General features: G+C 60.4%; 16 protein-coding genes. 10 read left to right on the top strand and 6 right to left on the bottom strand.

All coding sequences use genetic code 11. The features are described from left to right. Positions 1 to 53: 53 nt before the first annotated feature. Together ACJ8J1_RS03990 and ACJ8J1_RS03995 are read right to left on the bottom strand one after the other, a co-directional pair. Positions 54 to 317: a FaeA/PapI family transcriptional regulator gene (locus ACJ8J1_RS03990; RefSeq protein WP_042784947.1), complete on the bottom strand. Its 264-nt coding sequence runs from the start codon at positions 315 to 317 to the stop codon at positions 54 to 56. A gap of 11 nt (positions 318 to 328) precedes the next feature. Next, on the bottom strand, positions 329 to 532 hold the full coding sequence (locus ACJ8J1_RS03995; protein ID WP_129992881.1) for a hypothetical protein: 204 nt from the start codon (positions 530 to 532) through the stop codon (positions 329 to 331). Between the two features lie 559 nt (positions 533 to 1,091). Here ACJ8J1_RS03995 and ACJ8J1_RS04000 point away from each other — a divergent pair. The 10 genes from ACJ8J1_RS04000 (at position 1,092) to ACJ8J1_RS04045 (ending at position 9,452) form a co-directional block, all read left to right on the top strand. Next, entirely contained in the window at positions 1,092 to 1,616 is a 525-nt protein-coding gene (locus ACJ8J1_RS04000) for a fimbrial protein (protein WP_033643642.1), read from the top strand. Between the two features lie 84 nt (positions 1,617 to 1,700). Beyond that, positions 1,701 to 2,246, top strand: a complete 546-nt coding sequence (locus ACJ8J1_RS04005; protein ID WP_033643641.1) for a fimbrial protein — start codon at positions 1,701 to 1,703, stop codon at positions 2,244 to 2,246. 56 nt (positions 2,247 to 2,302) lie between these two features. Further along, the gene (locus tag ACJ8J1_RS04010; RefSeq protein ID WP_033643640.1) at positions 2,303 to 4,843 is read left to right on the top strand and encodes an outer membrane usher protein; all 2,541 of its coding nucleotides are present in this window, start codon (positions 2,303 to 2,305) and stop codon (positions 4,841 to 4,843) included. Between the two features lie 33 nt (positions 4,844 to 4,876). Beyond that, positions 4,877 to 5,635 (top strand): fimbria/pilus periplasmic chaperone, encoded by a 759-nt coding sequence (locus ACJ8J1_RS04015; RefSeq protein WP_033643639.1) that lies wholly within the window; start codon positions 4,877 to 4,879, stop codon positions 5,633 to 5,635. A gap of 84 nt (positions 5,636 to 5,719) precedes the next feature. Further along, a complete protein-coding gene (locus tag ACJ8J1_RS04020; protein WP_033644312.1) occupies positions 5,720 to 6,289 on the top strand; it encodes a fimbrial protein in 570 nt (189 codons plus the stop codon). Positions 6,290 to 6,298: 9 nt separating this feature from the next. Then, positions 6,299 to 6,790 (top strand): fimbrial protein, encoded by a 492-nt coding sequence (locus tag ACJ8J1_RS04025; RefSeq protein ID WP_050594428.1) that lies wholly within the window; start codon positions 6,299 to 6,301, stop codon positions 6,788 to 6,790. A gap of 15 nt (positions 6,791 to 6,805) precedes the next feature. After that, complete coding sequence (locus tag ACJ8J1_RS04030; RefSeq protein WP_033643638.1) at positions 6,806 to 7,297, top strand: fimbrial protein; 492 nt, start codon at positions 6,806 to 6,808, stop codon at positions 7,295 to 7,297. Beyond that, on the top strand, positions 7,294 to 7,851 hold the full coding sequence (locus tag ACJ8J1_RS04035) for a fimbrial protein (protein WP_049866692.1): 558 nt from the start codon (positions 7,294 to 7,296) through the stop codon (positions 7,849 to 7,851). Before ACJ8J1_RS04030 ends, ACJ8J1_RS04035 begins: the two co-directional genes overlap by 4 nt. Positions 7,852 to 7,890: 39 nt before the next feature. Then, entirely contained in the window at positions 7,891 to 8,733 is an 843-nt protein-coding gene (locus tag ACJ8J1_RS04040) for an MrpH family fimbial adhesin (protein ID WP_033643637.1), read from the top strand. 113 nt (positions 8,734 to 8,846) lie between these two features. Continuing rightward, complete coding sequence (locus ACJ8J1_RS04045) at positions 8,847 to 9,452, top strand: helix-turn-helix transcriptional regulator (protein ID WP_033643636.1); 606 nt, start codon at positions 8,847 to 8,849, stop codon at positions 9,450 to 9,452. Between the two features lie 46 nt (positions 9,453 to 9,498). Here ACJ8J1_RS04045 and ACJ8J1_RS04050 read toward each other — a convergent pair whose 3' ends face one another. From ACJ8J1_RS04050 to pqqU, 4 genes are all read right to left on the bottom strand, one after another. After that, a complete protein-coding gene (locus tag ACJ8J1_RS04050) occupies positions 9,499 to 9,678 on the bottom strand; it encodes a hypothetical protein (protein ID WP_015378373.1) in 180 nt (59 codons plus the stop codon). Then, positions 9,675 to 9,860, bottom strand: coding sequence for a hypothetical protein (locus tag ACJ8J1_RS04055; protein ID WP_033643635.1), 186 nt, complete (start codon positions 9,858 to 9,860; stop codon positions 9,675 to 9,677). The genes ACJ8J1_RS04050 and ACJ8J1_RS04055 overlap by 4 nt, the downstream gene beginning before the upstream one ends. Before the next feature lie 226 nt (positions 9,861 to 10,086). Next, entirely contained in the window at positions 10,087 to 12,459 is a 2,373-nt protein-coding gene (locus ACJ8J1_RS04060; RefSeq protein ID WP_033643634.1) for a glucose/quinate/shikimate family membrane-bound PQQ-dependent dehydrogenase, read from the bottom strand. Positions 12,460 to 12,606: 147 nt separating this feature from the next. Continuing rightward, positions 12,607 to 14,751, bottom strand: a complete 2,145-nt coding sequence (gene pqqU / locus ACJ8J1_RS04065; RefSeq protein ID WP_033643633.1) for a TonB-dependent receptor PqqU — start codon at positions 14,749 to 14,751, stop codon at positions 12,607 to 12,609. Between the last annotated feature and the right edge of the window lie 128 nt (positions 14,752 to 14,879).

Below are 14,879 nucleotides of genomic sequence, written 5' to 3' on the forward strand. Positions count from 1 at the left end.
CCTGCGCGCAGCCTGCCGGCGGCCTGAGAGGCACCGGCAGGAAGAAGCTCTATTCAGAGGGAAGGGTACCAACGCAATGACTTCTTGACCGGCCCCGGTGTGACCAACACCTTACCTCGGCCGACCAGATTCAACAGCAGATTGCGCGCCTGATAGATCGTGATGTCGTTAGACTCCGCCAACTGGCGGGTCGTGGGCCACTCGCCGGGAGGAGGAGGTGCCGTGCCGTTGGCCGAAGGGCAGAGGCGGTGCAGCGTCGTTAATAAATGCTGCTGCAGGTTTTGTAATTCTTGTTGTTTTGACGTGCGTTTTATCATGTCAGCCTCCCTTAAACTTCAGCCGAATTTTGATATAACGATAAGCGTCGCCCGGAAAATAATGCCCTGTCCCGGCAATACTCTTCCTGAACCGGTAGCGAACACTTGCCTGAACCCGATATTTCCACTGCAATAAACCAGCGGCGTTCACGGATCGGGAGCGGTAATGAGGTGGCCAAATTTTCAGCCTGCTGTGCGTAATGGCTGTACTTCATCGTTTTTCTCCATGGTTTACTGCCCGGTGCTGGTTTTTACCAGACCGAATTGATAAGCCTCCCTTTTCTTTTCCAAATCATTATACCGCAAATAGAAAAAAGGCGATCAATAATGTCGTGTGATATATATTTTACGAGATAATCTACTATCGTTATTAATTTTACGATCTGTTGTCTCGAAAAAATATAGTTGTCTTGTGGTTTTTGGGCTTATATCTCGTATTTATTACTTTTGCTTTGAATGACTTTTCAAATTACAACGATTTTTGTAAAAATATTTGGGCCAAAACAAGCGGTAAGTTGAATCTTAGTGTAATTCCCATGGCAAGGGTTAAAATCTTGCGGGAATTTACTGGTTCGGTTGTTTTCTTTCTCATCAGTGTGGTTTTCGTTGAATACCTAAAATGGGTGATGATGAAATAAAGGTCGCGATTTAATTATCGTGAGGGTTTGCTTTGGCTGCGGGTAATACCGTTTTCATTCTGGATTGTATAAATAACCGTTAAAGGAACGGGAGCGATCCTGCGCTTTTTACATAAATTAAAGGAATAAGTGAATTATGAAACTGAACAAAATCATGCTGACAGCAGTTCTGGCGTTTGGCGTTTCTTCTCTGGCGCATGCCGCCGACCAAGGGCATGGCAAAGTGACGTTTACCGGTTCCATTATTGATGCGCCTTGCTCCATTTCTCCTGAGACCGTGGACCAGACCGTGGATATGGGCCAGGTATCCAACGTTGCGTTGAAAAATGGCGGTAAATCAGCGCCGCGTCAGTTCGATATCAAACTGGAACAGTGCGACAACTCGACGCTGAAAACCGTCACCACCACCTTCGAAGGCAAAGCCTCTACCGCCAATAAGGATCTGCTGGGCATCGTCGGGACCGCCAGCGGCGCCAGCATCGCCATCACCGACACCGCCAGCAACCCGATCAAACTGGGCACCGCAACGGCCCCACAGAACCTGGGCACCGGCACCAACACGCTGCGCTTCGCGGCTTACCTGCAGGGTGACGGCGCTTCCGCCACCGTCGTTCCGGGTGATTTCACCGCCGTTGCCGATTTCAAGCTGGCATACCAGTAAGCCTGCGCCATTGGCGTGACGTTTTGCATGCGGGGCTTCCCCGCATGCTTTTTCCCAGATGGAAGGTCTGTGTCAGGAGGTTCAATGCGCCGGTTTATTCACCCTTTAGTGTCTCCTTGCATATTGACGGCTACGCTGATGAGCCCGGCCGCGCCGGCGGCATCCGGTTTTCAGGGCTGGGGACGCGTAAATATGCAAGGAGCCATTATTGATACCGCTTGCGCTATTGCCGCCGGCAGCCGCGAGCAGACTATCGATATGGCCGTGATGCCGACGGGAAATATCATGCGTGATGGCTTAGGCAATACGCATCCGTTCACCATCGAATTAATCAACTGCACGCTTGAACGCCCGAAACCGAATTTGCCGGACTGGCGACAATTTCAGGTGGTTTTCGATGGCGATGCCGATGGCGACTTATTCGGCGTGCACGGGGAGGCGAAAGGCATCGCGCTGCAAATATCCGATGATATGGGGAATATCGCCGCGCCCGGTCGTCCGTTGCCGCTGGGGGATATAACGCCAGGCAGCATGTCGCTTAATTACTCCATTAAATTGGTTGCCAATAATCAACCGATGCGTGCGGGGGACTATTTTTCCGCCGTGCGGTTCAAGCTGGATTATTACTGAGCGCTGTTATTGCGGCAAGCCGCAACGCCAGAATTATACGATATAAGGTTAGGGATATGATGTTGTCGCCTGCTGGGAAGCTATTTCGTTTTCAGGTACTGGGGTTATGTATCACGCTGGCGGTGGGAAGTTCATCAACGTGGGTATATGCCGAAGACGGTATTCAATTTAATGCCGACATTTTGGACGTGAACGATCGCAAAAATATCGACCTAAGCCAATTTTCCCGCAGTGGATACATTATGCCGGGAAGTTACGGCATGGTGGTCCATCTCAATAAAAGCGAGTTGCCCGAACAGAAGATCCCTTTTTATCCGCCGGACAACGATCCTGACGGCAGCCGCGCCTGCGTGGGCAAAGCGCTGGTCGAGCAGTTGGGATTGAAGCCGTCGGCATTGCAAGCGCTGACCTGGTGGCATCAGGGGGAATGTCTGGATGAGTCCAGCCTGAAAGGCATGGTGTCGCGTGGCGATCTGGCGACGGGCTCGCTGTATCTGAGCGTCCCGCAGGCTTATCTGGAATACAGCTCCGACGACTGGGATCCGCCGTCGCGCTGGGATGAAGGCATCCCGGGCTTGCTGTTCGATTACAACGTCAACGCCCAGAGTCGGCAGCAGCAGCAGGGCGGCACGCGCGGGTACAGCGTCAGTGGCAACGGCACCGCCGGCGCCAACCTGGGCGCCTGGCGTCTGCGTGCCGACTGGCAGGGGCAGATCAATCACCAGACCGGCAGCGGGCAATCCACCGACAAACGCCTGGACTGGAGCCGTTACTACGCCTATCGGGCCATTTCTGCGCTGCGCTCGCGCCTGACGCTGGGTGAAGACTATCTGGATTCGGGGATTTTCGACAGCTTCCGTTTTTCCGGCGCGAGCCTGGTATCGGACGACAACATGCTGCCGCCGAACCTGCGCGGCTATGCGCCTGAGGTGGTCGGGATCGCCAAGACCAACGCCAAGGTGACGATCAGCCAGCAGGGGAGGGTGATCTATGAAACCCAGGTGGCGGCGGGGCCGTTTCGCATTCAGGACATCAACGATGCCATCACTGGCGAACTGGATGTGCGGGTCGAGGAGCAGGACGGCAGCGTACAGGCGTTCAAGGTCAACACCGCCAGCATTCCGTACCTGACGCGGCCCGGATCGTGGCGCTTCAAGCTGGCCGCCGGTAAACCGTCGGATTGGCAGCACCATTCGCGCGGGCCGCTGTTCGGCACCGGAGAGTTCTCCTGGGGCGTCAGCAACGGTTGGTCGCTGTATGGCGGCGCACTGCTGGGCGGTGACTATAACGCGCTGTCGCTGGGGATAGGCCGCGATCTGATGATGTTCGGCGCGCTCTCGTTCGACGCCACCCAATCGCGGGCGCGGTTGCCGCAGCGGGAGGAGACGCTCAGCGGCGGCTCTTATCGGGTGAGCTATTCGAAGACGTTCGATGAACTGGACAGCCAGGTCACCTTTGCCGGCTATCGCTTCTCGGAAGAGGACTTCATGAGCATGAGCGAATATCTCGACGCGCGTTATTACGGCAGCCGGGTCGGCAACAACAAGGAGATGTACACCATCACCTTCAACAAACAGTTCCGCGACTGGGGCCTGAGCAGCTATCTCAACTACAGCCACCAGACCTATTGGGATCGCCCGTCCAACGACCGTTACAACCTGACGGTGTCGCGCTATTTCGATCTCGGCAAAATAAAAAACCTGAACCTGTCGTTGTCGGCTTATCGCAACCGTTACAACGATTCCAACGATGACGGCATGTACCTGTCGCTGTCGATGCCGTGGGGCAACGGCGCCACGCTCAGCTACAACAGCACGGTGAACCGCAACGACACCACGAACCGGGTGGGGTACTACCAGCGAATCGATGAACACAACAACTACCAACTGAGCGCCGGCAGCGCCCGCCGCGGCGCTAACCTGAGCGGCTACTACAACCACGAGGGCGATGCGGCGCGCCTGAGCGCCAACGCCAGCTATCAGGAAGGGCGCTACAGCGCCGTGGGGCTGTCCGCGCAGGGCGGCATGACGCTGACGCCGGAAGGCGGCGCGTTGCACCGCGTCGGCATGATCGGCGGTACGCGCCTGTTGGTGGACACCAACGGCGTGGCCGGTGTGCCGGTGCGCGGCTACGGCAGCACCGTCAGCACCAACCGCTTCGGCAAGGCGGTGGTGGCGGACGTCAATAGCTACTACCGCAACAAGGCCAGCATCGATCTGGACAAACTGGGCGACAACGCCGAAGCCACCCGTTCGGTGGTGCAGGCCACCCTGACCGAAGGGGCGATTGGCTACCGTCAGTTTGACGTTATCGCGGGCGAAAAAGCGATGGCGATCGTCAAACTGGCGGACGGCAGTACACCGCCGTTCGGCGCCACGGTGCTGAACGCCCGCAAACAAGAAACCGGCATCGTCAACGATGGCGGCAGCGTGTACCTGAGCGGCATCAACGCCGGGGAGATCATGACGCTGCACTGGAGCGGCGCGGCACAGTGTCAGGTGCAGCTGCCCAAAACGCTGCCGGCCGACATGCTGACGCGTACGCTGCTGCTGCCGTGTCGGCCGATCGCCGCGGCGCCATCGGCCCCGGTTGAATAAACCCATCACCCTGAATTTGGAGTTATCGACAACATGCAAACTTTTTCTCTTAAAACCGCCGCGGCGCTCGCGCTGTTGGGCGCCACGGCGGCGCAGCACGCGCAGGCGGCAATCGCGCTCGATCGCACCCGGGTGATCTTCGACGGCGGCCAGAACTCGGTCAGCCTGAATCTCAGCAACCAGAACAAGCAGCTGCCGTATCTGGCGCAGGGCTGGCTGGAGGACGAGCAGGGCAACAAGATCCAGAGCCCGCTGGTGGTGTTGCCGCCGGTGCAGCGCATCGAGCCGGGCAAGCCGAGCCAGATCAAGATTCAGGCGCTGCCGGCGGCCAAACAGCTGCCGCAGGATCGGGAGACGTTGTACTACTTCAACCTGCGCGAGATACCGCCGAAGAGCAACAAGCCCAATACGTTGCAGATCGCGCTGCAGACGCGCATCAAGCTGTTCTATCGCCCGGCGGCGATCGTGCCGAACCGCACCGATATGGCGACGCCATGGCAAGAGCAGCTGACGTTGACGCGGCAAGGGGAGAGCTATCAGGTCAATAACCCGACGCCGTACTACATCACGATCGTCGATGCGGGCAGCAAAAAAGGGGGGGAGGGTGTAAAGGGATTTGAGCCTTTCATGATCGCACCGAAGAGCCAGGCGCGCCTGACCGTGGGCGCAGCGGGGCTGGGCGGTAGCCCGGTGCTGACCTACATCAACGATTACGGCGGCCGGCCGCAGCTGAGCTTCAGCTGCAGCGGCGTGAGCTGCAAGGTGGTGCCGGAGAAACGGACGGCGTCATAACCCGCCGCAGGCGGTGCCGACGGGAGAGCCATTCAGGGGGAAAGGATGAAACGAGAACGGAAAAAGGCCGGCGGGAGCGCGTTGATGCTGGCGCTCAGCCTGGGTGTGATAGCGATGCCGCCGGCGAAGGCCGACGTGGTGGACAACTGGCAGGTGGAGGGCGCCAATGGCGTACTGCAGGTATATGGCGCTCTGACGGAAAGCGCCTGCCGGCTGGAGATGAGCAGCGCGCGGCAGGAAATCTGGCTGGGTGAGACCGGCACCGCGCGCTTGCGTCAGGCCGGCGATCGCGGGCAGCCGGTGGCGTTCGAGCTGCGTTTGCAGGATTGCCTGCGCACGCCGGGGGGCCAGCGAGATGCGCGTACCGGCGCGTTGGTCTGGGCGCCGAATCAACCGGCGGTGACGGTCAGCTTCGGTTCGACGGCGGACAGCGACAATCCGCAGCTGGTGAAAGCGCAGGGCACTTCAGGGCTGGGGTTGCGCCTGCTGGACGGCCGCGGTCGCGACGTTCGGTTGGGCAGCCGCGGCGAGCCGCTGCTGCTGACGCCAGGGCAAGAGGCGTTGAGCTACAGCGTGGCACCGGAGCGAACCGTGGCGCCGCTGATGGCCGGCGCGTATCGGGCGACGGTGGATTTTAGGCTGAATTATGACTGAGGCGAGGCGATGGTACCGAGGATAAGACGCGGCCGGGTGCCTTTCTGGCTGGCGGGAGTGCTGGCGCTAGGCCAACTGCCGGCGCAGGCGACCACGGTGAACGTACGGGTCACCGTGCTTTCTCCCCCCTGCATCATCAACGGCGGACGCCCGATCGAGGTGGACTTTGGCGATGAAGTGATGACCACCCGCATTGATGGCGCCAACTATCGGCGGGCGGTGAGTTACACGCTGACGTGCAGCGGGCAGAGCAGCAACGGGCTCAAACTGCAGGTGCAGGGGGCGGCGAGCGGCTTCGACGGCCAACTGCTGCGCACCAGCAAAGACGGCTTGGGCATTGCGTTGCTGAACGGCGGCCGCCGTTGGCCGATCAACCAGTGGTTGAGCTTTACCTATCCGGCCGCGCCGACGCTTGAGGCGGTACCGGTGAAATCGGCCACCGCCAGGCTGGCGGCGGGTGAATTCACCGCGGGCGCCACCATGAAGGTGGATTATCAGTAACGCGGGAGCGAGAGCATGAAACAACGTTTTACGGCGAGCGTGCTGCTGTGCGCAGGGATGGCATGCCATCTCGTCTGGGCGGAGAAAACGGTCGACATGCAGTTTCGCGGCACGTTGATCGAGCCGCCGCCCTGCACCATCAACGATGACGGGATCATTGACGTGAACTTCGGCGATCGTGTCGGCATTAACAAGGTCGATGGTGCGAACTATCGGCAAAGCATCGGCTACCGCATTCGCTGCGAGCCGGGGATCGGCAAATGGGACATGTTGCTGAGTCTGACCGGCAACGCCGCAACGTTTGACGAAGCGGCGGTGCAAACCAACCGGCGCTATCTCGGCATCCGCATTTACCAGAACGCACAGCCGTTCAAAGTGGGCAGCGCGCTGCCTATCGATCCGGCCAAACCGCCGGTGCTGGAAGCGGTGCCGGTCGGCAAATCGGGCGAAACCCTGACGGAAGGCGCGTTCGAGGCCACGGCGACGCTGCGGGCCGACTATCAATGAAGGAGGAGGCGAGCGTGAAAACAACACAAGGCGGCTGGGGCGTTATCGGCCTGTTGCTGTTGGCGCTGGGCGTGAACGGCGCAGCGCAAGCCGCGGACAATCTGCGCATGCGCGGGGCGCTGGTGGCGGAACCTTGCGTCATTCAGCCGGGCGACGAGAGCATCGCGCTGGATTTCGGCACGCTGGTCGACAAGTACCTGTACCTGAACCAGCGCACGCAGGGGCAACCGTTCGAGTTGCGGCTGGCGGAGTGCGATCTCAGCCTGGGCAAGACGGTGTCGATCACCTTCAAAGGGACGGAGAATGCGCAGCTGCCGGGGCTTTTGGCTTTGGCGGCGAGCAGCCAGGCGCGCGGGATCGCCATCGGCATGGAGACGCTGCAGGGGCAGCCTTTACCGCTCAACAGCGCAGGCGGCAAGTACCCGTTGCAGGACGGCGGCACGGTGATTGGGGTGCAGGCCTATGTGCGCGGCGAACCGGAAGCGCTGGCAAAGCGAACCATCGGTCGCGGTGCTTTCAGCGCCATTGCGACGTTCAGCCTGGACTACCAATGAGCGCCGGGCTTCGGCAAAACAGAATAAGGATATGACGCGATGCAGCGTTTTCACTTCAGAGGGATGTATTTACTGCTCGGCCTGCTGCCGGGGCTGTGCTCGGCGCAAATTTATTCCTATGTGACCAAGAGTACCGGCTCTCCCAGCAATGCGGCTTATGAGTATGTGCTTGAGAGCTGGGATAAGGATGACTCATCGCCTAATCCTTGCTATCAGCAAAGCATGTGCGCTGTGGGGATCAACCACCGGCACACCAGCGCCAATACGGGCGGCAGCACGGCCGTGACGCCTTCGGCCTCTATCGTCGGGTCGGGGCGCTACCCGCAGATTACCCAACTGCGGACGATGGGTGAACTCAGCCGCTTCTACCAGAGCATTTATCCGTTGCCGATCGTCGGTGCGACTTCTCATGTGGGGGATGCCATCACTCAGGAGTGTGTCGGGCTGTTTTATACCACCTCGTCCTCCTCCGCCGTTGAAGGCAACAGCGCACGGTTGATGCCGAGCAGCGTCTGCGGCATCGCGCCGCCGCCGGTCGGGGTCTGCGGCATCGATGAGCAACAGCTCGATCTGAACCACGGCGTGTTGCCGGATACCGACCTGGTAGGCAATACGGCGCGCGGCAGCCTGCGCGTAGTGTGCTCGCAGAAGATGAACATCGTCATGTATATCCGCGTCGGCAGCAATGGCCGCCTGGATCTGGGGAATTCCGGCGTCTACAGCACGCTGCGCATCAACGGCGCCCTGGGCAACCTGGGTTATCAGTTCACCGCGGATACGCGCGGGGTCACGGTGCCGATCACTTCCACCCTTGGCGTGACGGGAACGATCAAGGCTGGCAATTACTCGGGGCAATCGGTCGCCATTCTGGCGTTGCCGTAGCCGCATTACCCGCGCCGCGCGCCGTTGCATTATGCCGTTGAGTCACCCGCCATCAGGGGGGGGAATCGCGCTCGGCGGCGACCGGGAAGGATGATTTCAAAGGGAGCGTGCCGATGGAAACTACCATCACTCTGGCGTTTATCGATAATGACCGTTTCTTTATTGAAGGATTGCAGCAGCTGCTGCTGGCGTATTTTGCGCGCCGCGGCATGCGGGTTCAGGTGCTCGACGCCACACAGGCGCATCGGGCGGATGTGGTGTTCCAGTCCGTAGAGCGTGATTGGCAGGCGCGTTTCTGCCTGCGTTCAGTGAGCGGTGGCCAACCGCTCAACTTTGCGCTGCGTGAACCCGGCGATACCCGCTGGCGCGATAACCCGCGTTGCATCAGTGAGGCGGGCGTTATTTTCCGCAACGACTCGCCGGACAGCGTATTAAGCCAGCTGGAGCGGGCATTGGCGGCGCGGACGAACCGCGACGCAGAGCACCGGTGCTATTGGTGTGAACGGCAGCGCATTACCCGCCGTGAGCAGGATGTCATGCGCTACCTGGCCTGTGAATTGCCGCAGACCGCCATCGCGCGCAACCTGCATCTGAGCGTGAAAACCGTCAGCAATCACAAACAGGCGGCGATGCGAAAACTGGGATTTAAACGCAATGCGGATCTCTACCATTGGTTGCGGTTGGGCGGGTTGAAAACCGTAGAGCGGGCGCGCGGATGAGAGGGCGGCTCAGGCGCTCAATTTGGCGCCTGAGGGGCAGGAAGCGTCAATACAGCAGCGTCATCGCGCTGAAGAACAACAGCGTCAAGGCGATGATGATGAGGTTTTGCGTGGCTTTGCGCACCAGTTTGCTGGCGCTCAGGCGGCTGTCGATGACGTAGAGCAGCGGCACCATCAGCAGCACATAGGCGAACATCAGCATGGCGGTAAAGGGCTGCAGGTTCATTCATGTTCCTCCTGGGCGTCATCATGGCCGATCAGGTGTATCAGCACGGCTTGCGTCTGGCGGTGCTGGCCGATAAAGGGCGACGTGGCTGGCGATGCCGGCGCGAACGTCAGGCCGGCGCGTCGCGTTTTCACCGCCGCTTGCAGAATCTTCTTTCGATGCTTCCGAGTATGGTCGACCATGCGCCTCCGAATAGGGCCGCCCGAAGGCGGCCGATCGTTGTATTGCCCATTAAGCTGGAGAGGATCGCAGCCGCTGCCGGGGCCGCAGAGGTATAATATTGCGAATGATAACCATTATCAATAATGGAGATGAAAAAATTAAGGGTATTGCGAGGGGGCAGCCGGCGGGGCGGGAAAAGAAAAAGCACGCCTTGCGGCGTGCTTTGCGGGGTACTAACGGCGGTGGTTACTTCTGATCGGGCAGGGCGTAAGCGACCACGTAGTCGCCCAGCTTGGTGCCGAAGGAACCGTGGCCGCCGGCGTAGATCAGCACGTACTGCTTGCCGTTGACCTCATAGGTCATCGGCGTCGCCTGGCCGCCGGCCGGCAAGCGCGCTTCCCACAGTTTTTCACCGTTGGTCACGCTGAAGGCGCGCAGGTAGTTGTCCGCGGTGGCGCCGATGAAGAACACGTTACCGGCGGTGGTCACCGGGCCGCCCAGCATCGGCATGCCCATTTTGAACGGCAGCGGCAACGGTGAGCTGTCGCGCACGGTGCCGATGCGTTTTTTCCACACGATGTCGTTGGTTTTCAGATCCACGGCGGAAATGTAACCCCAGGCCGGCTGTTTGCACGGCAGGCCGAACGGCGACAGGAACGGGTTCAGGGTGACGCCGAACGGCACGCCATACTGCGGTTGTACGCCAGACTCGGTACCGCTGCCGCCTTTGTCGCCTTCCGGCGGCTCAATCGGGTTGCCTGGGCCGCGCGGGATCAGTTTGGAGACGAACGGCAGCGCGATCGGGTTGGCGATGGCGATTTCGCGATCGGTATCGACGGCCAGGCCGCCCCATTCGAACATGCCCAGGTTACCCGGGAACACCAGCGTGCCCTGCTCGGAAGGCGGGGTGAAGGTGCCTTCATAACGCAGGCTGTGGAACATCACGCGGCAGACCAGCTGATCATAGATGGTCGCGCCCCACATGTCGGCGCCGGTCAGTTTCTTCTCAGGACGGAAGGTCAACTCGGAGAACGGCTGGGTCGGTGACAGGCGATCGCCCTTGGCCGGGCCTTGCGGTACCGGTTTCTCCGGTGCCGGCACCACCAGTTCGCCGTTGGTACGGTTCAGCACGAAGATGTTGCCGGTTTTGGTCGGCACATAGATGACCGGCACTTTTTTACCGCTCTTGTCGGTAATGTCCGCCAGGGTCGGCTGCGCCGGCACGTCCATATCCCACAGGTCATGGTGGACCGTCTGATAGAACCAGGCCAGTTTGCCGGTGGAGGCGTTCAGCGCCAACAGGCCGCTGGCGTAGCGTTCCATTTCCGGGGTGCGATCGCCGCCCCAGATGTCCGGAGTGGAAACGCCCATCGGCAGGTAAACGATATCCAGCTTGGCGTCATAGGCGGCAGGCGCCCAGGAGTTCGGCGAGTTCGGCACGAAGTGGTGCTCGTCCGCCGGGATGGCGTTCGGATCTTTCGCGCCCGGATCGAAGGCCCACAGCAGCTTGCCGCTGTTGACGTCGAAGCCGCGGATCACGCCGGAAGGCTCGCGGTTGGAGTAGTTGTCGGTCACGGCACCGGCGACGACGATCACTTTATCGGTGATCACCGGCGGCGAGGTCGGCTCGTAGTGGCCCGGCGTCGCATACGGCATATTGCTCTGCAGGTTCAGCTCACCGTTGTTGGCGAAGTCCGGGCAGGGTTTGCCGGTTTCGGCGTCCAGTGCGAACAGACGGCCGTCGTTGACCGGCAGAATGATGCGGCGTGCGCACATCGCCGGAGCGGCGTCGCCGGCGGCGCCTGCGGCTGCGGCGGTTTCGTGGTAAGACACGCCGCGACAGGTGATGTGCTGGAAGGTTGGGTTGTATTTCAGCTGCGGATCAAACTTCCATTTTTCTTTACCGGTGGCGGCATCCAGCGCGAACAGCTTCTGGTGCGGCGTACACATGTAAAGGGTATCGCGGATCTTGATCGGCGTGACTTCGTTGGTGATCTCACCCGGATCGTTGGCGGTCTTCAGATCGCCGGTCTGGAAACGCCAAACCTCTTGCAGCTGGCCAACGTTTTTGTCGTTGATCTGGCTCAGCGGCGAGTAACGGGTGCCTTCCTGGGTGCGGCCATAGGCCGGCCAGTCGGCGCCGGTGGCGTCTTTCGGTTGTACCTGGGCGGCGTCGAGGGTGCCGTTAATCTCTTGCGGATCGTTGAACACGGCATAGGCCAGCGCGATGACGGTGATCGCCAGCGCCGCGCTCAGCGCGCCGTAGGCGAATTTGCTGTTGGCCACCAGCTTGCGGTAGATAAACGGCAACACCAGCCACAGGCCGAAGAAGAAGGTGACGTCCAGGCGCGGCGTCAGCGCCCAGAAGTCCGGGCCCACTTCCCACAGGGCCCAAATCGTGGTGCCCAGCAGGAATACCGCGTACAGCAGCAGCGCGGTGGCGCGGCGGCGGAACAGCAGCCAGGAAGTCGCCAGCAGCACCAGCCCGGCGATGATGTAATACAGCGAACCGCCCAACTTGGCCAGCCAAATGCCGCCGCCGAGCAGATAAAGCCCGCTCAGCGCGGCAAACAGCGCCGTTATGACGATAAGCGGCGATAGTGACGCTTTATTTTGCATAGCAATACCCTTACCAAAAATGAAAGTCCCCGATTTAGAGATTAAGCCAAATCGGAAAAAACACGCGGTTTCTCCCTATTATTTCAGCGAGAAGCCGCTAGGGTGACGTAAAACCCATCCCGTTTTTTAACCTTAAGGTGCTTTGCCTTATTCAAAGCGATAAGACAAGGTGGCGCCGCCACCCCAGTTGCGCCCCGGCGCCGGCTCGAAGTAGCGGCCGTTGCCTTCGTTGACGATCACCGAACCGACGTATCGGCGATCGAAAACATTGTCCACCCGGCTGAACACGTCCAGCGCCCAGCGGTTCCAGGTAAAGCGATAACCGGCGTTTACGCCGGCCACGGTGTAAGAGGGAGCCTGCGCGCTGTTGGCGTCATTGGCCTGAATGTCGCTCATGTAGCGCAGTTCCGCGCCGGCGTGCCAGCCTTCCGGCGGGGCATAGGCCAGCGAGGCGTAGCCCATGTTGCGGGCGATGCCCGGCAGGCGATTGCCGGCGGGAATGGTTTGGGCCGGGGTACAAACGGCTTTGCCGCACATCTCGCTGCGGTAGGTGGCGTCCAGCAGCGTCCAGGCCATATGCAGGCGCCAGTCCAGCGCGAACTCTTGATCCAGCGCCAGTTCCAGGCCGCGCCGCCGGGTTTTGCCGGCGTTGGCGTAGCTGGTGCGCCCACCGCTGCTTTCCGCCACCACCAGCTCGTTGTCGGTATCGGTCTGGAACAGGGCGGCGCTCACCAGGCCGTTGCCGAGGCGCAGTTTGCTGCCCAGCTCGACGGTGTCGCTGGTGGACGGCTGCAGACCGATGTTCAGGCCGGCCTGGCCGTTGGGGCGATAGGAGAGTTCGTTGATGGTCGGGGTTTCAAAGCCGCGGCCGGCTGAGAGATAAACGTTCCACGCCGGATTGATTTTATAGTTGAGCGAGCCCATCGGCAGCCACTGGTGGTAGCGTTTGCTGCCGCTGTCGTCGCCGTTGCGCGGCGTGATGTAGTAGTCGGTCGAGTCGAAGCTAACCGTGCTGTAGCGCAGGCCGGCGTCCAGCGTCCAGTGCGGCGTCAGTTGCCAGGAGGTTTGCAGGTAAGGATCCAGGTTCCAGATGCGGTTTTTCTCGTTGCGCCGCTGGTCGCCTTTCTCGCCGTAGTCCACTGTGCCGTCTCGCAGAATAAAGTTTTCAAACCCCTGCCGGCGTTCGGTCATGGTTTCATAATCCAGACCGCCGATCAGTGTTACCGGTAACGAGGCGAGAGTATCCTCATGCTTCCAGCGAGTGTCAATGCCCTGATATTTTCTTTCCAGCACGATCACCCCGCCGGCGTGGGTAGGGTTAAGCTGCGGCCCGCGTGGAATGGATTGGTACTGCGTGGTGTGGCGCTCGCCGTGGTAGGCGGTCAGCGTCAGTTCGTCGCGCTCGCTCATCTGGCGCTGATAGCGCAGGCCGGCCTGAGTCTGATCGAGCGACTTGCGGGTGTTGTATTGATCCGCGCGCGGCGCCTGGCGCGGGTTTTCCTTCCATTCCGCTTCGGTCAGGCCGCCCGGATCGCCGGCGTCAATGGAGACGCTGTTGAACATCAGCGTCAGGGTACTGACGTCGTCCAACCGCACGCCGAGCTTGCCGTTGCCGAGGTTTTTCCGCGCGGCGCTGTGATCGCGATAGCCCTGAGTGGTGAAGCGGGTGCCGGAGATAGCGTAGTTGACGTCGCCGGCCTGGGTGCCGTCGCCGGTGGCGCCGGTCGCTTTCACCCCGTAGCGCCAGGTGTTGTCGCTGCCGAAATAGCTGCCGGCCTCCAGCGTTGGCGGCTGGGCGCCGGTCTGTGTGTCAACGTTGATCACCCCGCCCGAAGCGTTGCCATACAGCGCGGAATAGGGGCCGCGCAGCACCTCGATGCGCTCGACGGAGTTGATGTCGATGTTGGAGGTTTGTCCCTGGCCGTCGGGCATGGTGGCGGGGATGCCGTCGACGTACATGCGCACCCCGCGCACGCCGAACATCGATCGGCTGCCGAATCCGCGTATCGACAGCTGCAGATCCTGCGCATAGTTTTGTCGGTTTTGAAGTTGCAGGCCCGGCACGCTGCCAAGGTTTTCCGACAGGTTAATCTGCGGTGCGGCGTTGCGCAGGTCCTGGCCGTCGATCACGCTGACGGACACCGGCGATCCCAGCTCGGTCAATCCGATGGGTTGCGCCATTACCACCAGCGTATCGCTGTCTTTCTGATCCGCCGCCAGGGCCGAACCGATGCAGACCGGCTGCAGCAATAACAGGGTTGCCGGGGTCAAGACGGGACGTTTTTTATTCATCAGATAATTCTGCCAATAATGCTGAAAAAATTGCCCGCAAGTGGGCGAAAATAGCCATTTGTGACTCCCTGTACTGGCATTCAATGGGAGGGAAACTGCATCCTGCAACGAGTATAGGATATTCCGAC

It is taken from the genome of Serratia sp. CY37869, from assembly GCF_052168895.1.
GTDB lineage: Bacteria > Pseudomonadota > Gammaproteobacteria > Enterobacterales > Enterobacteriaceae > Serratia > Serratia ureilytica.

Excerpts from the sequence above, each read along its gene's own strand:
- ACJ8J1_RS04000 (WP_033643642.1), top strand. The coding sequence starts at position 1,092 with ATGAAACTGAACAAAATCATGCTGACAGCAGTTCTGGCGTTTGGCGTT.
- ACJ8J1_RS04050 (WP_015378373.1), bottom strand. The coding sequence starts at position 9,678 with ATGAACCTGCAGCCCTTTACCGCCATGCTGATGTTCGCCTATGTGCTG.
- ACJ8J1_RS04020 (WP_033644312.1), top strand. The coding sequence starts at position 5,720 with ATGCTGGCGCTCAGCCTGGGTGTGATAGCGATGCCGCCGGCGAAGGCC.
- ACJ8J1_RS04010 (WP_033643640.1), top strand. The coding sequence starts at position 2,303 with ATGATGTTGTCGCCTGCTGGGAAGCTATTTCGTTTTCAGGTACTGGGG.
- ACJ8J1_RS04045 (WP_033643636.1), top strand. The coding sequence starts at position 8,847 with ATGGAAACTACCATCACTCTGGCGTTTATCGATAATGACCGTTTCTTT.
- ACJ8J1_RS04025 (WP_050594428.1), top strand. The coding sequence starts at position 6,299 with ATGGTACCGAGGATAAGACGCGGCCGGGTGCCTTTCTGGCTGGCGGGA.
- ACJ8J1_RS04015 (WP_033643639.1), top strand. The coding sequence starts at position 4,877 with ATGCAAACTTTTTCTCTTAAAACCGCCGCGGCGCTCGCGCTGTTGGGC.
- ACJ8J1_RS04060 (WP_033643634.1), bottom strand. The coding sequence starts at position 12,459 with ATGCAAAATAAAGCGTCACTATCGCCGCTTATCGTCATAACGGCGCTG.
- pqqU (WP_033643633.1), bottom strand. The coding sequence starts at position 14,751 with ATGAATAAAAAACGTCCCGTCTTGACCCCGGCAACCCTGTTATTGCTG.
- ACJ8J1_RS03995 (WP_129992881.1), bottom strand. The coding sequence starts at position 532 with ATGAAGTACAGCCATTACGCACAGCAGGCTGAAAATTTGGCCACCTCA.
- ACJ8J1_RS03990 (WP_042784947.1), bottom strand. The coding sequence starts at position 317 with ATGATAAAACGCACGTCAAAACAACAAGAATTACAAAACCTGCAGCAG.
- ACJ8J1_RS04040 (WP_033643637.1), top strand. The coding sequence starts at position 7,891 with ATGCAGCGTTTTCACTTCAGAGGGATGTATTTACTGCTCGGCCTGCTG.
- ACJ8J1_RS04005 (WP_033643641.1), top strand. The coding sequence starts at position 1,701 with ATGCGCCGGTTTATTCACCCTTTAGTGTCTCCTTGCATATTGACGGCT.
- ACJ8J1_RS04030 (WP_033643638.1), top strand. The coding sequence starts at position 6,806 with ATGAAACAACGTTTTACGGCGAGCGTGCTGCTGTGCGCAGGGATGGCA.
- ACJ8J1_RS04055 (WP_033643635.1), bottom strand. The coding sequence starts at position 9,860 with ATGGTCGACCATACTCGGAAGCATCGAAAGAAGATTCTGCAAGCGGCG.
- ACJ8J1_RS04035 (WP_049866692.1), top strand. The coding sequence starts at position 7,294 with ATGAAGGAGGAGGCGAGCGTGAAAACAACACAAGGCGGCTGGGGCGTT.